This window comes from Salmonella sp. SJTUF15570 (assembly GCF_043357055.1).
Classification (GTDB): Bacteria; Pseudomonadota; Gammaproteobacteria; order Enterobacterales; family Enterobacteriaceae; genus Salmonella; species Salmonella enterica.
Genome location: NZ_JBEUKJ010000003.1, coordinates 269,034 through 284,564, shown reverse-complemented (window position 1 = coordinate 284,564; position 15,531 = coordinate 269,034). Strand labels below are relative to the sequence as shown.

The following is a 15,531-nucleotide window of genomic DNA, read 5'->3' as shown; positions in this document are numbered from 1 at the left end:
TCCGTAAGGAGCAATTCGATGCGTCATTACGAAATCGTTTTTATGGTCCATCCTGACCAGAGCGAACAGGTTCCGGGCATGATCGAGCGTTACTCTGCTGCCATCACTGGCGCAGAAGGCAAGATCCACCGTCTGGAAGACTGGGGCCGCCGTCAGCTGGCTTACCCGATCAACAAACTGCACAAAGCGCACTACGTTCTGATGAACGTTGAAGCGCCGCAGGAAGTGATCGATGAGCTGGAAACTACCTTCCGCTTCAACGATGCCGTTATCCGCAGCATGGTTATGCGTACTAAGCACGCTGTTACCGAAGCCTCTCCGATGGTTAAAGCGAAAGACGAGCGCCGTGAGCGTCGCGATGATTTCGCTAACGAAACCGCAGATGATGCTGAAGCTGGGGATTCTGAAGAGTAATTTCTGATGACCAACCGTCTGGCGTTGTCCGGCACCGTGTGCAGGGCCCCCCTTCGAAAGGTCAGTCCATCAGGAATTCCGCATTGCCAGTTCGTGCTTGAGCATCGTTCTGTGCAAGAGGAAGCCGGCTTTCACCGGCAGGCGTGGTGCCAAATGCCCGTTATTGTTAGCGGACACGAAAACCAGGCCATTACTCACAGTATAACGGTCGGCAGCCGCATAACCGTTCAGGGGTTTATTTCTTGCCACAAGGCAAAGAACGGTCTGAGCAAAATGGTTCTGCATGCCGAGCAGATTGAATTGATAGATTCTGGAGACTAGCCATATGGCACGTTATTTCCGTCGTCGCAAGTTCTGCCGTTTCACCGCGGAAGGCGTTCAAGAGATCGACTATAAAGATATCGCTACGCTGAAAAACTACATCACCGAAAGCGGTAAGATTGTCCCAAGCCGTATCACCGGTACCCGTGCAAAATACCAGCGTCAGCTGGCTCGCGCTATCAAACGCGCTCGCTACCTGTCTCTGCTGCCGTACACTGATCGCCATCAGTAATCGGTCACGGTCCATTAATACGACTTTGAGAGGATAAGGTAATGCAAGTTATTCTGCTTGATAAAGTAGCAAACCTGGGTAGCCTGGGTGATCAGGTTAACGTTAAAGCGGGCTATGCTCGTAACTTCCTGGTACCACAGGGTAAAGCTGTTCCGGCTACCAAGAAAAACGTTGAATACTTCGAAGCACGTCGCGCTGAACTGGAAGCTAAACTGGCTGACGTTCTGGCTGCTGCAAATGCACGCGCAGAGAAAATCAACGCCCTGGAAACCGTTACTATCGCGTCTAAAGCAGGCGACGAAGGTAAACTGTTCGGTTCCATCGGTACTCGCGACATCGCTGACGCTGTGACTGCAGCTGGCGTTGACGTGGCTAAGAGCGAAGTTCGTCTGCCGAACGGCGTTCTGCGTACCACTGGCGAACACGAAGTGAACTTCCAGGTTCACAGCGAAGTATTCGCAAAAGTTATCATCAACGTGGTTGCTGAGTAATCAGTCATTCTCGTTTTTGCTAGCAACGAAACGTCGGCCCAGCGCCGACGTTTTGCTTTTTTAACCCCATCGCTTTTCGACTGGCTATCTCCCCCTCTTTTCGCGATAATCAAAAATAAAACATTATTTTAATTTCTTGGTGAAAGAATGGATACCCAACGCCAGGCCTCCCCGTTTGCCCGCAAAAACGTCGTTTATGTGTGTGCCGCATTTTGTTGCCTGCTATGGGGCAGCGCTTATCCAGCCATCAAAAGCGGTTATGACCTCTTTCAGATAGCCACCGACGATATCCCTTCTAAAATTGTTTTTGCTGGTTATCGTTTTTTGTTTGCGGGTGGGTTGCTACTACTGTTCGCGCTGCTTCAGCGTAAACCGATTGGTCGGTTTCGTCCGCGCCAGTTTGCTCAGTTAACGTTACTGGGTCTGACCCAGACGTCGCTGCAATATCTCTTTTTCTATATCGGCCTTGCGTTCACCTCCGGCGTGAAAGGCTCAATCATGAACGCGACAGGCACATTCTTCAGCGTATTGCTGGCGCACTTTATTTATCAGAACGACCGATTGAGCTACAACAAAACGCTCGGCTGTATTCTGGGCTTTGCGGGCGTCATGGTGGTGAACGTCAGCAATGGCCTGGATTTCAGCTTTAATCTGCCGGGGGAAGGCTCCGTGGTGCTGGCGGCGTTTATTCTTTCTGCGGCCACGTTGTATGGCAAACGTCTCTCGCAGACGGTCGATCCGATGGTCATGACTGGCTATCAATTGGGGATTGGCGGTCTGGTACTGGTCATTGGCGGTTACGTTTTTGGCGGTACGCTGACGATACATGGCTTCTCGTCGGCGGCGATTTTAGTCTACCTGACGTTACTCTCGTCGGTCGCTTTTGCGCTATGGAGCATTTTACTCAAATATAACCGCGTGGGGATGATTGCGCCGTTTAACTTTCTGATCCCGGTTTCCGGCGCGGCTCTTTCGGCTATTTTTCTCGGCGAGAATATATTGGAGTGGAAATACATGATTGCGCTGGTGCTGGTATGTTCGGGGATTTGGTGGGTGAATAAGGTGAAGCGGTAATGCTTCACCTGAACGAATAGGGTACAGGCGGGATAAGGCGTAGCCGGCGTTACTGTGCGCGAATAAAACTGCCGTCAGGCTGACGCGTAAACAGCACCTGTTGACCGTTATCGCCATCTATCGTTAAACCTGTCACCACCCCGCTGGCATTCTGGCGAATTTTAATCATTTGACCATTTTTGAGATTACTCAGCGGTTTGCCAGCGCCTTCTACCTGCGCCATTGCATAAACGTCTGTCGGGGGCAGCCCGTGGTCACGGAACAGTTGCGCCAGAGTTTTACCAGACTCTACCCGGTACGAGCGCCACTGTTGACCGATGCCGCTATCCTGCTGGAAAGGCTGCGTCTGCGGCTGGTTTTGTTCTTCCGGCTGGCCTTCCTGGATAGGTTCCGGCGCAACGGGCGCCACCTGATCCGGATCGTTTTGCGGCGCGACCAGCTGCGCCTGAAGCTGGGCCTCCGTCGGCGGCTGTGATTGCGATTGCAGATCCAATTGCGCTTCCCGCGTGACGACAGGTGAGTCGCTGGTCTCGCTGGCGGGCAGCAGGAAACCGATCACCAGCACGATAGCGGCAATGATAATGCCACGACGATGCATAGGCGGCAGCGGCTCCATGATGCGAAAATTATCCGGCGCGTGCCAGATTTTCGCCAGGGTTGGTTTTAATTCAAAGCGCCCGGGCATGGTTTACCTCCTGCTCCGCATCTCGTTCCTTAATCATAGAGTATAGATGGCTAACGCTATGATACTGGTAGTGCTATCCGCTTTCGTGACATCAATACGGATAATCTATTGTTTCTTTTTCCCTGCGATTTGTCATCCTCCCTGAGACAAAGTTTTACCAGAAGAAGCGTGGCTGTTATGCTGCCCGCTACTTTTTTGATATCCGATGAAGGAAAAATAATGGCCACCCCGACTTTTGACACTATTGAAGCGCAAGCGAGCTACGGCATTGGTTTGCAGGTAGGGCAGCAGCTCAGCGAATCCGGTCTTGAAGGGCTGTTGCCTGAAGCGCTGGTTGCAGGCATTGCTGATGCGCTGGAAGGTAAACACCCGGCGGTTCCTGTTGATGTGGTGCATCGTGCGCTGCGTGAAATTCATGAGCGTGCGGACGCGGTGCGTCGTGAGCGTTTCAAAGCGATGGCGGCCGAAGGCGTGAAATACCTGGAAGAAAACCGCGAAAAAGACGGTGTGAACAGTACTGAATCTGGTTTACAGTTCCGCGTTCTGACGCAGGGCGAAGGCGCGATTCCGGCGCGTACCGACCGCGTACGCGTACATTACACCGGTAAGCTTATTGATGGCACCGTATTTGACAGCTCCGTCGCGCGCGGCGAGCCGGCTGAATTCCCGGTAAATGGCGTGATCGCCGGCTGGATTGAAGCGCTGACTCTGATGCCGGTAGGTTCCAAATGGGAACTGACTATCCCACAGGAGCTGGCCTATGGCGAGCGTGGGGCCGGGGCATCTATTCCGCCATTCAGCACCCTGGTGTTTGAAGTGGAACTGCTGGAAATTCTCTAAGCGCCCCGGGTTTGCCGGATGATGGCGTAAACGCCTTATCCGGCAACCCTGACTTCAGCAGATGCCAATATTTTATTTTGCAAATGGCGTCGTTACGTGTATTTTTGTGAGCTAATTCGCATTATCAAAGTGATATAACACTCATTTTAAACATAAAATTAACATTGTATTTGAATCTTAGTATTCATCCCGCCGATTCTTACCTAATATCGATGAGTCCTGATAACAGGATCGTCGTATCATAGACCAAAGGCCGTAGAGCCCGCACAACACAGACAGGTACAGGAAGAAAAACATGGTAGATCAGGTAAAAGTCGCAGCCGACGAACAGGCTCCGGCTGAACAGTCGCTACGGCGCAATCTTACAAACCGTCATATACAGCTTATCGCTATTGGCGGCGCTATTGGTACCGGTCTGTTTATGGGATCGGGTAAAACGATCAGTCTCGCCGGACCGTCGATCATTTTTGTATATATGATCATCGGTTTTATGCTTTTTTTCGTGATGCGCGCCATGGGGGAATTGCTGCTCTCGAATCTGGAATATAAATCGTTTAGCGATTTTGCTTCCGACCTGCTTGGCCCCTGGGCGGGATATTTCACCGGCTGGACGTACTGGTTTTGCTGGGTGGTGACCGGTATGGCTGACGTGGTGGCGATTACCGCCTACGCGCAGTTCTGGTTTCCCGGCCTTTCCGATTGGGTCGCCTCGCTGGCGGTAGTGATCCTGCTGCTAAGCCTCAACCTCGCCACCGTTAAAATGTTTGGTGAAATGGAATTTTGGTTTGCTATGGTCAAAATCGTCGCCATTGTGGCGTTGATTGTGGTCGGGCTGGTGATGATTGCGATGCACTTTAAATCGCCGACAGGCGTTGAAGCGTCTTTCGCGCATCTGTGGAATGACGGCGGCTGGTTCCCGAAAGGTATTAGCGGGTTCTTTGCCGGTTTCCAGATTGCGGTATTCGCCTTCGTGGGCATTGAGCTGGTCGGTACTACCGCCGCAGAAACTAAAGATCCGGAAAAATCGCTGCCGCGCGCGATTAACTCAATACCGATCCGTATCATCATGTTCTACGTCTTTGCGCTGATTGTCATTATGTCGGTGACGCCGTGGAGTTCCGTGGTGCCGGATAAGAGCCCGTTCGTTGAGCTGTTTGTACTGGTGGGTCTGCCTGCCGCCGCGAGCGTGATCAACTTTGTTGTGCTGACCTCGGCGGCGTCTTCCGCCAACAGCGGCGTCTTCTCGACCAGCCGTATGCTGTTTGGCCTGGCGCAAGAAGGCGTGGCGCCAAAAGCGTTCGCTAAGCTATCGAAACGCGCGGTACCGGCGAAAGGCCTGACCTTCTCCTGTATCTGCCTGCTGGGCGGGGTGGTTATGCTGATGGTCAACCCGAGCGTGATTGGCGCATTCACCATGATCACTACGGTTTCGGCTATCCTGTTTATGTTTGTCTGGACCATCATTCTGTGTTCATACCTGGTGTACCGCAAAAAGCGTCCCCACCTGCATGAAAAATCCATCTATAAGATGCCGCTCGGTAAGCTGATGTGCTGGGTCTGTATGGCGTTCTTTGCGTTCGTGCTGGTATTACTGACGCTGGAAGACGATACGCGCCAGGCGCTGATCGTGACGCCGCTGTGGTTTATCGCGTTGGGTCTGGGCTGGCTGTTGATAGGTAAGAAACGGATGGCGGGAATGCGTTAATTGTTTTGCCCGGTGGCGCTGGCGCTTACCGGGCTTACAGCGTAGCGTTGATTTGGAGGCCGGATAAGGCGCCGTTTACAGCCGCCATCCGGCAAAATGCCCGGCTGGCGATTATTCCCCGGCCAGCGCGCGTGGGAACAGCACGTTATTCTCCAGGCTGATGTGCTCCATCAGATCATCAATCATCTCATTAATGCCGTTATACATCGCTTTCCAGGTGGTGCAGGCTTCTGGCGGCGGCGTTACATTTTGGGTGACGTGTTTGATGACGTCTACCAGCTCTCCCGCCTCGTCATGCTCGCTTTCCATTACGCTTATCGGGCCCGTTGCCTGGCGACCCATACCCTGTTTGATCATGGGGAACAGGATCTGTTCTTCTTTCATCATATGGCTGGAAAGCTCTTCATGCAGCGCGGTGAGATATTTTGTCAGGCCGCGTGGGACGTTTGGCTTATCCGCGTGGACGCGTTCCACTTTGGTTGCCTGCAGGATAAGCTCCGGCAGTTGTTCGCGGTGTCGGTCATGATAGCGCACCACGATATGGTCAATAATGTCTGCCAGCGGAACGGCGCGCCAGTCTTTTTCGATGGGCTGTTCAGCCAACTGCGCCAGTTGCGCTTCAATGATGTCAATATCGACGTCGTGACGCGCGGCGGCGCGCGCCAGCGTCTGTTTTCCGCCGCAGCAGTAATCCATATCGTACTGGCGAAACAGCGCCGATGCGCGGGGAATAGAGAGCGCCAGTTCGCCTAAAGGTTGATCGCGATAAGCCATAGCCGTTACCTCATTTGCAATAATATAAGTTGTATTTTAAATGCATCTTTAAGGCAAGGCTATAACTCTTTCGGGGTGCGTATAATTTAAGCGAGTATGAAATTAGCGTTCCGTGACCGGAACGACGGTCGCTTTTTCCGGTTTCGCTCTCACGGCAATGACCACGCCCGCCACCAGGAGCGCAATGCCGCTTAACGTCAGGAATGGCGGGATTTCCTGGCGCAGAATGAAGGTATAGAGCAGTCCCGCCAACGTTTCAAAAACAATCAGCGGCCCTAAAATAACGGTTGGCAATTTTTGGCTGGCGATATTCCAGCACAGCGCGCCCACCCAGGAACACAGCACTGCGATGGCGATCATCAGACCGATAAACAGCGCGGGATGCGGGCCAAAGGGCAGGGTAAACAACGGTTTCTGGATACTCAGCCACAGACAGACCGCCGCATAGCCGATTAACGAGACCGGCAGCGTAACCAGCGCCTGCGCCGTTGCCCACATCATGGGATGTTTGTCGGGATTTTCCCGCAGCCAGCGGGCGTTGCGCAGCGCATACCATGCCCAGCACGCTACGGAAATCAGCGCCAGCACAATGCCTGAACCATAGCGCCAGCCGCTAACATCGGATAATCCCTGACTAAGTTCAGCAATATTGACGCACAGCAGGCCAAAACCGATAAGCGCCAGCGCGGGCGCTAAACGCCGCCAGGATAATCTGCCGTCTCGTTGGCTATAGAGAACGTTAGCGAAAAGCGGAATGACGACCGGCAATGTCCCGATGATCATCGTCGACACCGGCGCGCCGGTTCGCTGAATGGCGCTGGCGAGGCAGGCGTAATAGATTACATTGCCCATCAGGGTCAGCGACAGGGCGGTGGACCAGTCTTTGCGCGTCAACTGGCGTAACCGCGTGCGGCCTAGCCAGGCAATCGGCAGGGCAATCAGCCCCAGCGCCAGATAGCGTCCCATTGACTGTAAGAGGGCCGGGTAATCCGGCACGATTAACGGGCCGACGAAAATCAATCCCCACATTAGCCCTGCCAGCAGGGCGTATAGCACGCCGCTAATCATCAGATTCTCCTCATAAACCGTTCCGTCATTATCAGAGAAGGTCTATGAGGATGCCACATAAATTAACTAAATTTTAACACTTACAGTACGGAGCGAAGGCTTTCTGTGAGCGTCGTCGTCGGGCGACCGATGAGTTTACGCAGCGTATGGCTGTCATCAAACAAGCCGCCTTTCGCCGCGCCAGCGTCAGAATTGGCCAACATATCCGCCAGTCCGTCAGGCAGGCCTGCGCCTTTTAGCGCGGCGGCAAAATCGACTTCGCTCAGGTTCTGGTAGACGATTTTTTTTCCGCTCTGATGAGTAAGTTCATCCGCCAACTGGCTTAATGTCCAGGCGCCATCACCCGCCAGCTCGTAGACATTCCCGGCGTGACCCTCTTCACGGATGACGCGCGTGGCGGCGGCGGCATAGTCAGCGCGCATTGCGGAGGAGATTTTCCCTTCTCCCGCCGCGCCAATAAAGACGCCATGTTTCAGCGCGGCAGGGACGCTCGCCAGGTAGTTTTCCGTATACCAGCCGTTACGTAATAGCGTGTGAGGAATACCTGACTCAGCCAGCATTTTTTCCGTTTCAATATGTTCATCGGCGAGCGCCAGCGGCGATTTATCTGCATGTAGCAGGCTGGTATAGGCGATGAATTTCACCTTCGCGGCAATGGCGGCCTGAATGACGTTGCGGTGCTGCGCGGTGCGTTGTCCCACTTCGCTGGATGATATAAGCAGCAGTTTATCAACGCCCTGTAAGGCGGTGGTCAGCGCGGCTTCGTTAGCGTAATCCGCCTGGCGAACGGCAATCCCGCGTTGACTGAGCGGGGCGGCTTTTTTCGGGTTACGGACGATCGCGACGAGGTGGCTGGCGGGCGTCGTTTTTAGCAGGTTTTCAATAACGTGTTGGCCCAGTTGGCCTGTTGCGCCAGTGATAGCAATCATGGTGAACTCCTCAGTGTTGGTCTTGTGTTTTATTACGCTACCACCTAAACTTACTTTTAGTAAGTACGTACAAAAAGGTAAGTATCAATGCGCGCTCATACTCTTTCCCGGCAGTTGCGTGAAGGCAATCTCTTTGCTGAACAATGCCCGTCCCGTGAGGTGTTAAAACATGTCACCAGTCGCTGGGGCGTACTGATTCTGGTCGCGTTACGCGACGGTACACACCGTTTTAGCGACCTGCGCCGCAAGATGGGAGGCGTGAGTGAAAAGATGCTGGCGCAGTCGTTACAGGCGCTTGAACAGGACGGATTTCTTAACCGGGTGTCATATCCAGTTGTTCCGCCGCATGTGGAGTACAGCCTGACGCCGCTTGGCGAGCAGGTGAGTGATAAAGTCGCCGCGCTGGCGGACTGGATAGAACTGAATTTGCCGCAGGTATTGGCGCAGCGGGAGCGTTTATCAGATGGCGGCTAGCGCTTTATTCGGCCTGCCAGTCAGGCCGAATAAACGCAGCGCCATACGGGACTCACGTTACTTGCTCAAATCCACCTGATAAATGGCAAAACCGATATCATCGACGGCAACCTTCTTCATCGGATACTGTCCTTTCGCTTTAATGAAGGCAGCGGCTTTATCGCCTGGCGATGTTTCAAAGCGGATATCCAGCGCCGTATCGCTGTGGATTGGCGCCAGACGCCAGTTATTATCCGCCGCCGGATGGATTTCGCCCGCGCGTTTTGACTCTGCGCCAATCCATGCCGCCAGCACGGCGCGATTTTCATCCGGAGACGCAAAGGCGATATGGCTGTCGCCCGTGCCGGCAAACTTGCCGCCGTAAGCGCGATAGTTATTCGTGGCGACCAGGAACGTAGCGTTCGGGTCGACAGGCTTACCGTTAAAGGTCAGGTTTTTAATACGTTCCGCCTGCGGATTCACCATCTGGCATTCGCCATCATAGCGGGCGGGCTGTGACACATCGATTTGATAATTCACGCCGTCAATGACATCGAAATTATAGGTGCGAAAGCCATCCCAATTGATCAACGATTGCGGTTTGTTGCTGTGAATATCAATCTGATTAAACTGTCCGGCAGAACATTCCAGCCACTCTTTTACCTCTTTGCCGCTGGCTTTCACCACCACCAGCGTATTCGGATAGAGATAAAGATCGGCGGCGTTACGGAAGGTCAACTGGCCTTTTTCCACTTCGACAAAACTGGCAGGATCGTTCTTACGCCCGCCAACTTTAAACGGCGCGGCGGCGGACAGCACCGGCAGTTTCGCCAGATCCGGATCGCCCTGAATAAAGTGTTCCACATACGCTTTTTGCGCGTTATTCACCACCTGTACGGTAGGATCGTCCTGCACCAGAGCAAGATAACTGTACATGTTATCGGCGGATTTACCGATGGGCTTGCTGACAAACTCGCGGGTGGCATCGTGATCGGCTTTCAGAATATCGACCAGCTTACTGTCTTCCGCCGCCAGCGACTTTTTAGCGGCGGCGTCATAGATAGGCCGCGCTTCCGCTTTCGCCTGCGCAACCTGCCATTTACCGCTGTCGTTATTGAGCACCAGATCGACCACTCCCAGATGGTCGCCCCACATGCCAGGCATTACCGCAGGAATGCCGTTAAGCGTACCTTTGGCGATATCCGCGCCTTTGATGTCGGCAAAATCTTTACCGGGGAAGACAGCATGGGCGTGGCCAAACATAATCGCGTCGACGCCGGGAACTTCGCTGAGGTAATAAACCGAGTTTTCCGCCATGCTGTGGTACGGATCGGCAGAAAGGCCTGAGTGAGCAATGACTACCACGATATCAGCGCCTTTCTTGCGCATTTCGGGCACATATTTCCGGGCGGTTTCCGTAATGTCATTGACGGTAACTTTGCCGCTCAGATTCGCTTTATCCCAAATCATGATTTGCGGCGGAACAAAGCCGATATAGCCAATTTTCAGGGTTTGCGGGTTGCCGTCTTTATCAATAACGTTCGTCTCTTTAATCAGATAAGGCGTAAAGAGCGGCTTTTGGGTTTTAACGTCGATAATATTGGCGTTAACATAAGGGAATTTCGCGCCAGCCAGCGCGTTATGCAGATAGTCCAGACCATAATTAAACTCATGGTTGCCGAGGTTTCCAACCGCGTAATCCAGAGTGTTGAGCGCTTTATAGACCGGGTGAACGTCACCGTCTTTGAGCCCTTTTGCCGCCATATAATCGCCCAGAGGGCTCCCCTGAATCAGGTCGCCGTTATCCACCAGCACGCTGTTTTTGACTTCATTTCGGGCGGCATGAATCAAACTTGCGGTACGTACCAATCCGAATTTTTCGGTTGCGGTATCCTTGTAATAATCGAAATCCATCATGTTGCTATGTAAATCAGTAGTTTCCATGATACGGAGATCGACGGTGGCCGCATTCACGCTGGCGGCGATCAGCGTAGCCAGAAGCGTTGCACTAAACTTAATCATCAGAGGCACCTTTTAAGAACGCAATAGAAAAGCCGGATAGTGAAAAATAGCGATGATAAACAGTGAAACCCGATATCGTTCCGACCGTCGCCAGAAGAAGGCGAAACTGCCCCATCCGGCCGATTTTTTGCGAGTGTTCACAGAAGGGTGAATCATGCCATGAAAGGTATTATCAAAACCGCAGACGGTATCACAGTTGGCGGAACCCTTAACGATCGGGTATAAGTAAAACAACGAGTTAACGCCCCTGTCATAAAGAGGTGGAGAATGTTAGAACAAGTATGCCAGCTTGCACGGAACGCGGGCGATGCCATTATGCAGGTTTATGATGGAGCCAAACCGATGGAGTACGCCCGCAAGCAGGACGATTCTCCAGTCACTGCGGCGGATATCGCCGCACATACCGTGATTCTCGAAGGGTTACGCACGCTCACGCCGGATATTCCGGTGCTTTCAGAAGAGGATCCGCCCGCCTGGGAAGTGCGCCAGCACTGGCAGCGTTACTGGCTGGTCGATCCGCTCGACGGCACCAAGGAGTTCATCAAGCGCAATGGCGAATTCACGGTCAATATCGCGCTGATTGAGCAGGGCAAACCGGTGTTGGGCGTGGTCTATGCGCCGGTGCTGAAAGTGATGTACTACGCGGCGGAAGGTAAGGCCTGGAAAGAGGAGTGCGGGGTGCGTAAGCAGATTCAGGTCCGGGATGCCCGCCCGCCGCTGGTGGTGATTAGCCGTTCGCATACGGATGATGAACTCACCGAATATCTCCAACAGCTTGGCGAACATCAGACAACCTCTATTGGTTCCTCGCTGAAATTCTGTCTTGTGGCGGAAGGCCAGGCGCAGCTTTACCCCAGATTTGGGCCGACCAGCGTCTGGGACACTGCCGCAGGTCATGCCATTGCCGTTGCAGCCGGGGCGCACGTTCACGACTGGCAGGGAAAAACGCTGGACTATACCCCTCGTGAATCGTTCCTTAACCCCGGCTTCCGGGTGACTATTTACTGAGGAGCTTATGCAGCAGGTCGACCACCTGCTGTACCTCTTGCTGGGTTAACGCGCCATCTTTCACCCATTGAACCCGACCGTCTTTGTCAAGCACGATGACGGCGGACCCCTCTTCTTTTAATTGCCAGGCGTTACGCGCCACGCCATTGCTGTCGACAATAAATTGCGACCACGGGTAGAGCTTTTTATTACTTTCTATACTGCTACGCACGAACATACCGGAGCCTGGGATTGCATCATCGGTGTTCACAATTGTGGTCGTCTGGTATCTGTCATGCGGAAGCCCGGCGGATTTAATCGCTTCAATCAGCGTGGCGTTTTTTTCCTTCGCTGACGTTCGACCCGCAATGTGCAGCAGGACGCGCACTTTTCCCGCCAGCTGCGCGCTATTCCAGTTTTTATAACTAAACTCATCTTTATTCAACGTCAGTTCGCCACGGTCGGCAATGCCTACCGGCGGCACCCGTTGGTTATCTTCAAGGTTATGCGCACAAGCCATTATGGGGAGTAGCAGACACGACATCGCCAGAATTTTACGTAGGGTCATGGTCATTCCTTCTTTATTTTTTTGCAGGTGATCCGACCACTTTGGGCCGATAGTTAATCATATGTGCGATTGATGCTTTTTCCCGCAAAGGGGATGCCAGTTTGCGGGCGGGCGCACACTTCCTGTGAAAAATGAAGGCATATACTGAGAAAAATGAGCTGATGTTTAGATAATTCTGAATAACTGTAATCAAAAGGTAAATATACTTATGCACACTGGAAACGACGTAGATATGGTCTATAGTCATATGGCATTAAAATTTGCGCCTTAAAACTGTTGGGCCGATTGTGGCACCGCAAGGGCGTAATACTCTGCAGGAGACAACAATGAAAATTTTCCAACGCTACAACCCGCTACAGGTGGCGAAGTACGTGAAGATCCTGTTCCGTGGACGGTTATATATCAAGGATGTTGGCGCTTTTGAGTTCGATAAGGGTAAGATTCTTATCCCAAAAGTGAGAGACAAGCAGCACTTGTCTGTGATGTCTGAAGTTAACCGTCAGGTTATGCGTCTGCAAACTGAGATGGCGTAACCAAAAGTGCTATGCAGTAGGTTAAAAAAGTAAAAAAAAACGGCTCCTGAATCAGGAGCCGTTGATGTTTCTGGCAAACGGATTTCAGGCCGCGCTGTCTTCTTTGTCTTTTGCATCGGGCAGTTTCGGTGCCGGTACGTTGCTTTTATTGTCGAGACGCGTCACCAGCAACTGATCGATACGGTAGTTGTCGATATCCACCACTTCAAATTTGTAGCCGGAAAACTTCACCGAATCAGTACGTTTTGGGATCTTGCGCAGCATAAACATCATAAAGCCGCCAATGGTTTCATAGTTGCCGGATTGCGGAAACTCATCGATATCCAGTACGCGCATGACGTCGTCAATCGGCGTGCCGCCGTCAACCAGCCAGGAATTTTCATCGCGCGCCACAATTTGCTCTTCCAGTCCCTGGCCGACCAGGTCACCCATTAGCGTGGTCATCACATCGTTCAGCGTAATGATACCGACGACCAGCGCGTATTCATTCATAATGACCGCGAAATCCTCGCCCGCCGTTTTGAAACTTTCCAGCGCCTCAGAAAGGGTCAGCGTATCCGGCACAATCAAGGTATTGCGAATTTGCACGCCGCTATTCAGCGCCATACTTTGGTTCGCCAGCACGCGATTCAGCAGATCTTTGGAGTCTACATAGCCGATGATGTGGTCGATATCTTCATTACACACCAAAAATTTTGAGTGCGGATGTTCGGCGACCTTTTTCTTCAGGCTTTGTTCGTCTTCGTGCAGATCAAACCAGATGATACTTTCGCGCGACGTCATAGAAGACGGTACGGTGCGGGATTCAAGTTCAAACACATTTTCAATCAGTTCGTGCTCTTGCTTGCGCAAGACGCCCGCCAGCGCGCCGGCTTCCACCACTGCGTAAATATCATCAGAAGTAATGTCGTCTTTCCGCACCATTGGAATTTTGAACAGGCGGAAGATGTTGTTTGCCATGCCGTTAAACAGCCACACCAGCGGGCGAAAAACGAACAGGCAGAAGCGCATCGGGTTGATGATACGCAAAGCCACAGCTTCTGGCGCAATCATACCGATGCGTTTCGGGGTTAAATCCGCGAACAGGATAAACAGCCCCGTCACCAGCGAGAAAGAGAGAATAAAGCTCAGCTGCTCGGAGAGTTCTGGCGACATATAGTGCGAGAAAAGGGCGGAAAAGGCGGGCGAAAATGCCGCATCGCCGACGATACCGCCAAGAATAGCGACGGCGTTCAGGCCAATTTGCACAACGGTGAAAAACATGCCGGGATTTTCCTGCATTTTCAATACGCGTTGTGCGTTGATACTGCCTTCATCAGCTAATAACTTAAGTTTAATCTTACGTGATGCGGCAAGCGAGATCTCGGAGATGGAGAAGAACGCACTTACAGCGATCAGGCAGAATATAATGAATATACTGTTTAACATATCTTATCCGGCGAAACGCCAGATCCTCGGAAGGGAAGTTTATAAATCCGTGTGGTAACGTTTAATGAAAACCGGCTCGTAGCAGTGAGCCGATAAGTTCAGGGCTAGTATAGCGTAAGCTACTGTAAAGTCGCCAGAGGGTTCATTTTCAACTCCGACAAGTTCCCCCTACGCCAGCGTCGTCACGCGTCAGGCGGCAGGCAAACGCCGATCCCGCCAATCCCGCAGTAACCGTATGGATTTTTGTGCAGATACTGTTGGTGTTCATCCTCGGCGTAGTAAAACGGCGTCGCATGGGCGATTTCCGTGGTAATAGGGCGATGGTCTCCGGCGGCGGCCATTGCCGACTGAAAGCGCTCGCGACTGGCGTGAGCGGCGGCATTCTGTTCCGGCGTTAAGGGATAAATCGCAGAACGGTATTGCGTACCGTGATCGTTACCCTGTTGCATCCCCTGCGTCGGATCGTGATTTTCCCAGAAGGTCTGTAAAAGCTGCTCATAACGGATAACGGCAGGATCGTACACTATCCGTACCGCTTCGGCATGACCGGTCTGCCCGGAGCAGACTTCCCGGTAGGTTGGATTAGGCGTGTAACCGCCTGCATACCCTGCCGCGGTGCTATATACGCCGGGCAATTGCCAGAATAAACGTTCTACGCCCCAGAAACAGCCCATAGCGAAGTAGGCGATCTCCATCCCGGCAGGGACATTGGTCATAGAGTGTTCATTTACCGCATGCAGAGTGGCGATCGGCATCGGGGTGTTGCGTCCTGGTAACGCATCTGCTTGAGTAACCAGATGTTTTTTATCAAATAAACTCATGAGCTATTCTCCCGAAAGCGTTAATTGGCGTTAAGGTTGTAACGAGACGCATCTTTGCACACAATAACAACATTAATGTATCTGGATTTAACCATAAGAAATATTTGGGCAGTCGTCTGCTTTTCAATCGAAATTGTTGATTTTATGTTAAGCCGCGGAGCGGTAGTGTGATTTTTTCCAGGGGTG

The 15,531-nt window shown here is 52.4% G+C and carries 18 protein-coding genes; 10 read left to right on the top strand and 8 right to left on the bottom strand.

Annotated elements, in window-relative coordinates; translation table 11 throughout:
• Window positions 1-18: 18 nt before the first annotated feature.
• The 5 genes from rpsF to ABVN44_RS07645 all read left to right on the top strand — a co-directional run bounded on the left by rpsF (window position 19) and on the right by ABVN44_RS07645 (window position 2,532).
• Window positions 19-414 carry a 30S ribosomal protein S6 gene (gene rpsF, locus ABVN44_RS07665; RefSeq protein WP_001216673.1) on the top strand — a complete coding sequence of 132 codons (396 nt, stop codon included), beginning with the start codon at window positions 19-21 and terminating at the stop codon, window positions 412-414.
• Between the two features lie 6 nt (window positions 415-420).
• Window positions 421-735 carry a primosomal replication protein N gene (gene priB / locus ABVN44_RS07660; protein WP_001519453.1) on the top strand — a complete coding sequence of 105 codons (315 nt, stop codon included), beginning with the start codon at window positions 421-423 and terminating at the stop codon, window positions 733-735.
• Window positions 736-739: 4 nt separating this feature from the next.
• Window positions 740-967: a 30S ribosomal protein S18 gene (gene rpsR, locus ABVN44_RS07655; protein WP_000135199.1), complete on the top strand. Its 228-nt coding sequence runs from the start codon at window positions 740-742 to the stop codon at window positions 965-967.
• Between the two features lie 41 nt (window positions 968-1,008).
• Complete coding sequence (gene rplI, locus ABVN44_RS07650) at window positions 1,009-1,458, top strand: 50S ribosomal protein L9 (RefSeq protein WP_001196065.1); 450 nt, start codon at window positions 1,009-1,011, stop codon at window positions 1,456-1,458.
• Between the two features lie 147 nt (window positions 1,459-1,605).
• Window positions 1,606-2,532 (top strand): DMT family transporter, encoded by a 927-nt coding sequence (locus tag ABVN44_RS07645; protein WP_023232266.1) that lies wholly within the window; start codon window positions 1,606-1,608, stop codon window positions 2,530-2,532.
• A gap of 49 nt (window positions 2,533-2,581) precedes the next feature.
• Here the strand turns inward: ABVN44_RS07645 and ABVN44_RS07640 are convergent, their stop codons facing one another.
• Window positions 2,582-3,217 carry an OapA family protein gene (locus tag ABVN44_RS07640; protein ID WP_001119448.1) on the bottom strand — a complete coding sequence of 212 codons (636 nt, stop codon included), beginning with the start codon at window positions 3,215-3,217 and terminating at the stop codon, window positions 2,582-2,584.
• 219 nt (window positions 3,218-3,436) lie between these two features.
• Here ABVN44_RS07640 and fklB point away from each other — a divergent pair, with 219 nt between their 5' ends.
• Window positions 3,437-4,057 carry an FKBP-type peptidyl-prolyl cis-trans isomerase gene (fklB, locus tag ABVN44_RS07635; RefSeq protein ID WP_000235161.1) on the top strand — a complete coding sequence of 207 codons (621 nt, stop codon included), beginning with the start codon at window positions 3,437-3,439 and terminating at the stop codon, window positions 4,055-4,057.
• A 295-nt stretch (window positions 4,058-4,352) separates the two neighbouring features.
• Window positions 4,353-5,762 (top strand): D-serine/D-alanine/glycine transporter, encoded by a 1,410-nt coding sequence (gene cycA / locus ABVN44_RS07630; RefSeq protein WP_000228322.1) that lies wholly within the window; start codon window positions 4,353-4,355, stop codon window positions 5,760-5,762.
• A gap of 111 nt (window positions 5,763-5,873) precedes the next feature.
• On the opposite strand, the gene ytfE is transcribed toward cycA, so the two are convergent.
• The 3 genes from ytfE to ABVN44_RS07615 all read right to left on the bottom strand — a co-directional run bounded on the left by ytfE (window position 5,874) and on the right by ABVN44_RS07615 (window position 8,533).
• Window positions 5,874-6,536, bottom strand: coding sequence for an iron-sulfur cluster repair protein YtfE (gene ytfE, locus ABVN44_RS07625; RefSeq protein ID WP_000331471.1), 663 nt, complete (start codon window positions 6,534-6,536; stop codon window positions 5,874-5,876).
• Between the two features lie 102 nt (window positions 6,537-6,638).
• A complete protein-coding gene (locus ABVN44_RS07620; protein WP_000623290.1) occupies window positions 6,639-7,604 on the bottom strand; it encodes a DMT family transporter in 966 nt (321 codons plus the stop codon).
• Window positions 7,605-7,684: 80 nt separating this feature from the next.
• Window positions 7,685-8,533, bottom strand: coding sequence for an SDR family oxidoreductase (locus tag ABVN44_RS07615; RefSeq protein ID WP_023232265.1), 849 nt, complete (start codon window positions 8,531-8,533; stop codon window positions 7,685-7,687).
• An 87-nt stretch (window positions 8,534-8,620) separates the two neighbouring features.
• Between ABVN44_RS07615 and ABVN44_RS07610 the strand changes: the two genes are divergently transcribed.
• Entirely contained in the window at window positions 8,621-9,007 is a 387-nt protein-coding gene (locus tag ABVN44_RS07610) for a helix-turn-helix domain-containing protein (protein WP_001201297.1), read from the top strand.
• Window positions 9,008-9,064: 57 nt separating this feature from the next.
• On the opposite strand, the gene ABVN44_RS07605 is transcribed toward ABVN44_RS07610, so the two are convergent.
• Complete coding sequence (locus ABVN44_RS07605) at window positions 9,065-11,008, bottom strand: bifunctional 2',3'-cyclic-nucleotide 2'-phosphodiesterase/3'-nucleotidase (RefSeq protein WP_023232264.1); 1,944 nt, start codon at window positions 11,006-11,008, stop codon at window positions 9,065-9,067.
• 267 nt (window positions 11,009-11,275) lie between these two features.
• Between ABVN44_RS07605 and cysQ the strand changes: the two genes are divergently transcribed.
• Entirely contained in the window at window positions 11,276-12,016 is a 741-nt protein-coding gene (gene cysQ, locus ABVN44_RS07600) for a 3'(2'),5'-bisphosphate nucleotidase CysQ (protein ID WP_000893398.1), read from the top strand.
• Here cysQ and ABVN44_RS07595 read toward each other — a convergent pair.
• On the bottom strand, window positions 12,006-12,563 hold the full coding sequence (locus ABVN44_RS07595) for a YtfJ family protein (RefSeq protein WP_000175300.1): 558 nt from the start codon (window positions 12,561-12,563) through the stop codon (window positions 12,006-12,008). The genes cysQ and ABVN44_RS07595 overlap by 11 nt on opposite strands.
• Before the next feature lie 326 nt (window positions 12,564-12,889).
• On the opposite strand from ABVN44_RS07595, the gene ABVN44_RS07590 reads away from it, so the two are divergent.
• Window positions 12,890-13,096: a DUF1107 domain-containing protein gene (locus tag ABVN44_RS07590; protein WP_000689229.1), complete on the top strand. Its 207-nt coding sequence runs from the start codon at window positions 12,890-12,892 to the stop codon at window positions 13,094-13,096.
• Between the two features lie 84 nt (window positions 13,097-13,180).
• Here ABVN44_RS07590 and ABVN44_RS07585 read toward each other — a convergent pair whose 3' ends face one another.
• Window positions 13,181-14,524 (bottom strand): hemolysin family protein, encoded by a 1,344-nt coding sequence (locus ABVN44_RS07585; RefSeq protein WP_000934972.1) that lies wholly within the window; start codon window positions 14,522-14,524, stop codon window positions 13,181-13,183.
• A gap of 182 nt (window positions 14,525-14,706) precedes the next feature.
• Window positions 14,707-15,345: a peptide-methionine (S)-S-oxide reductase MsrA gene (gene msrA / locus ABVN44_RS07580; protein WP_000051467.1), complete on the bottom strand. Its 639-nt coding sequence runs from the start codon at window positions 15,343-15,345 to the stop codon at window positions 14,707-14,709.
• Window positions 15,346-15,531: the final 186 nt, after the last annotated feature.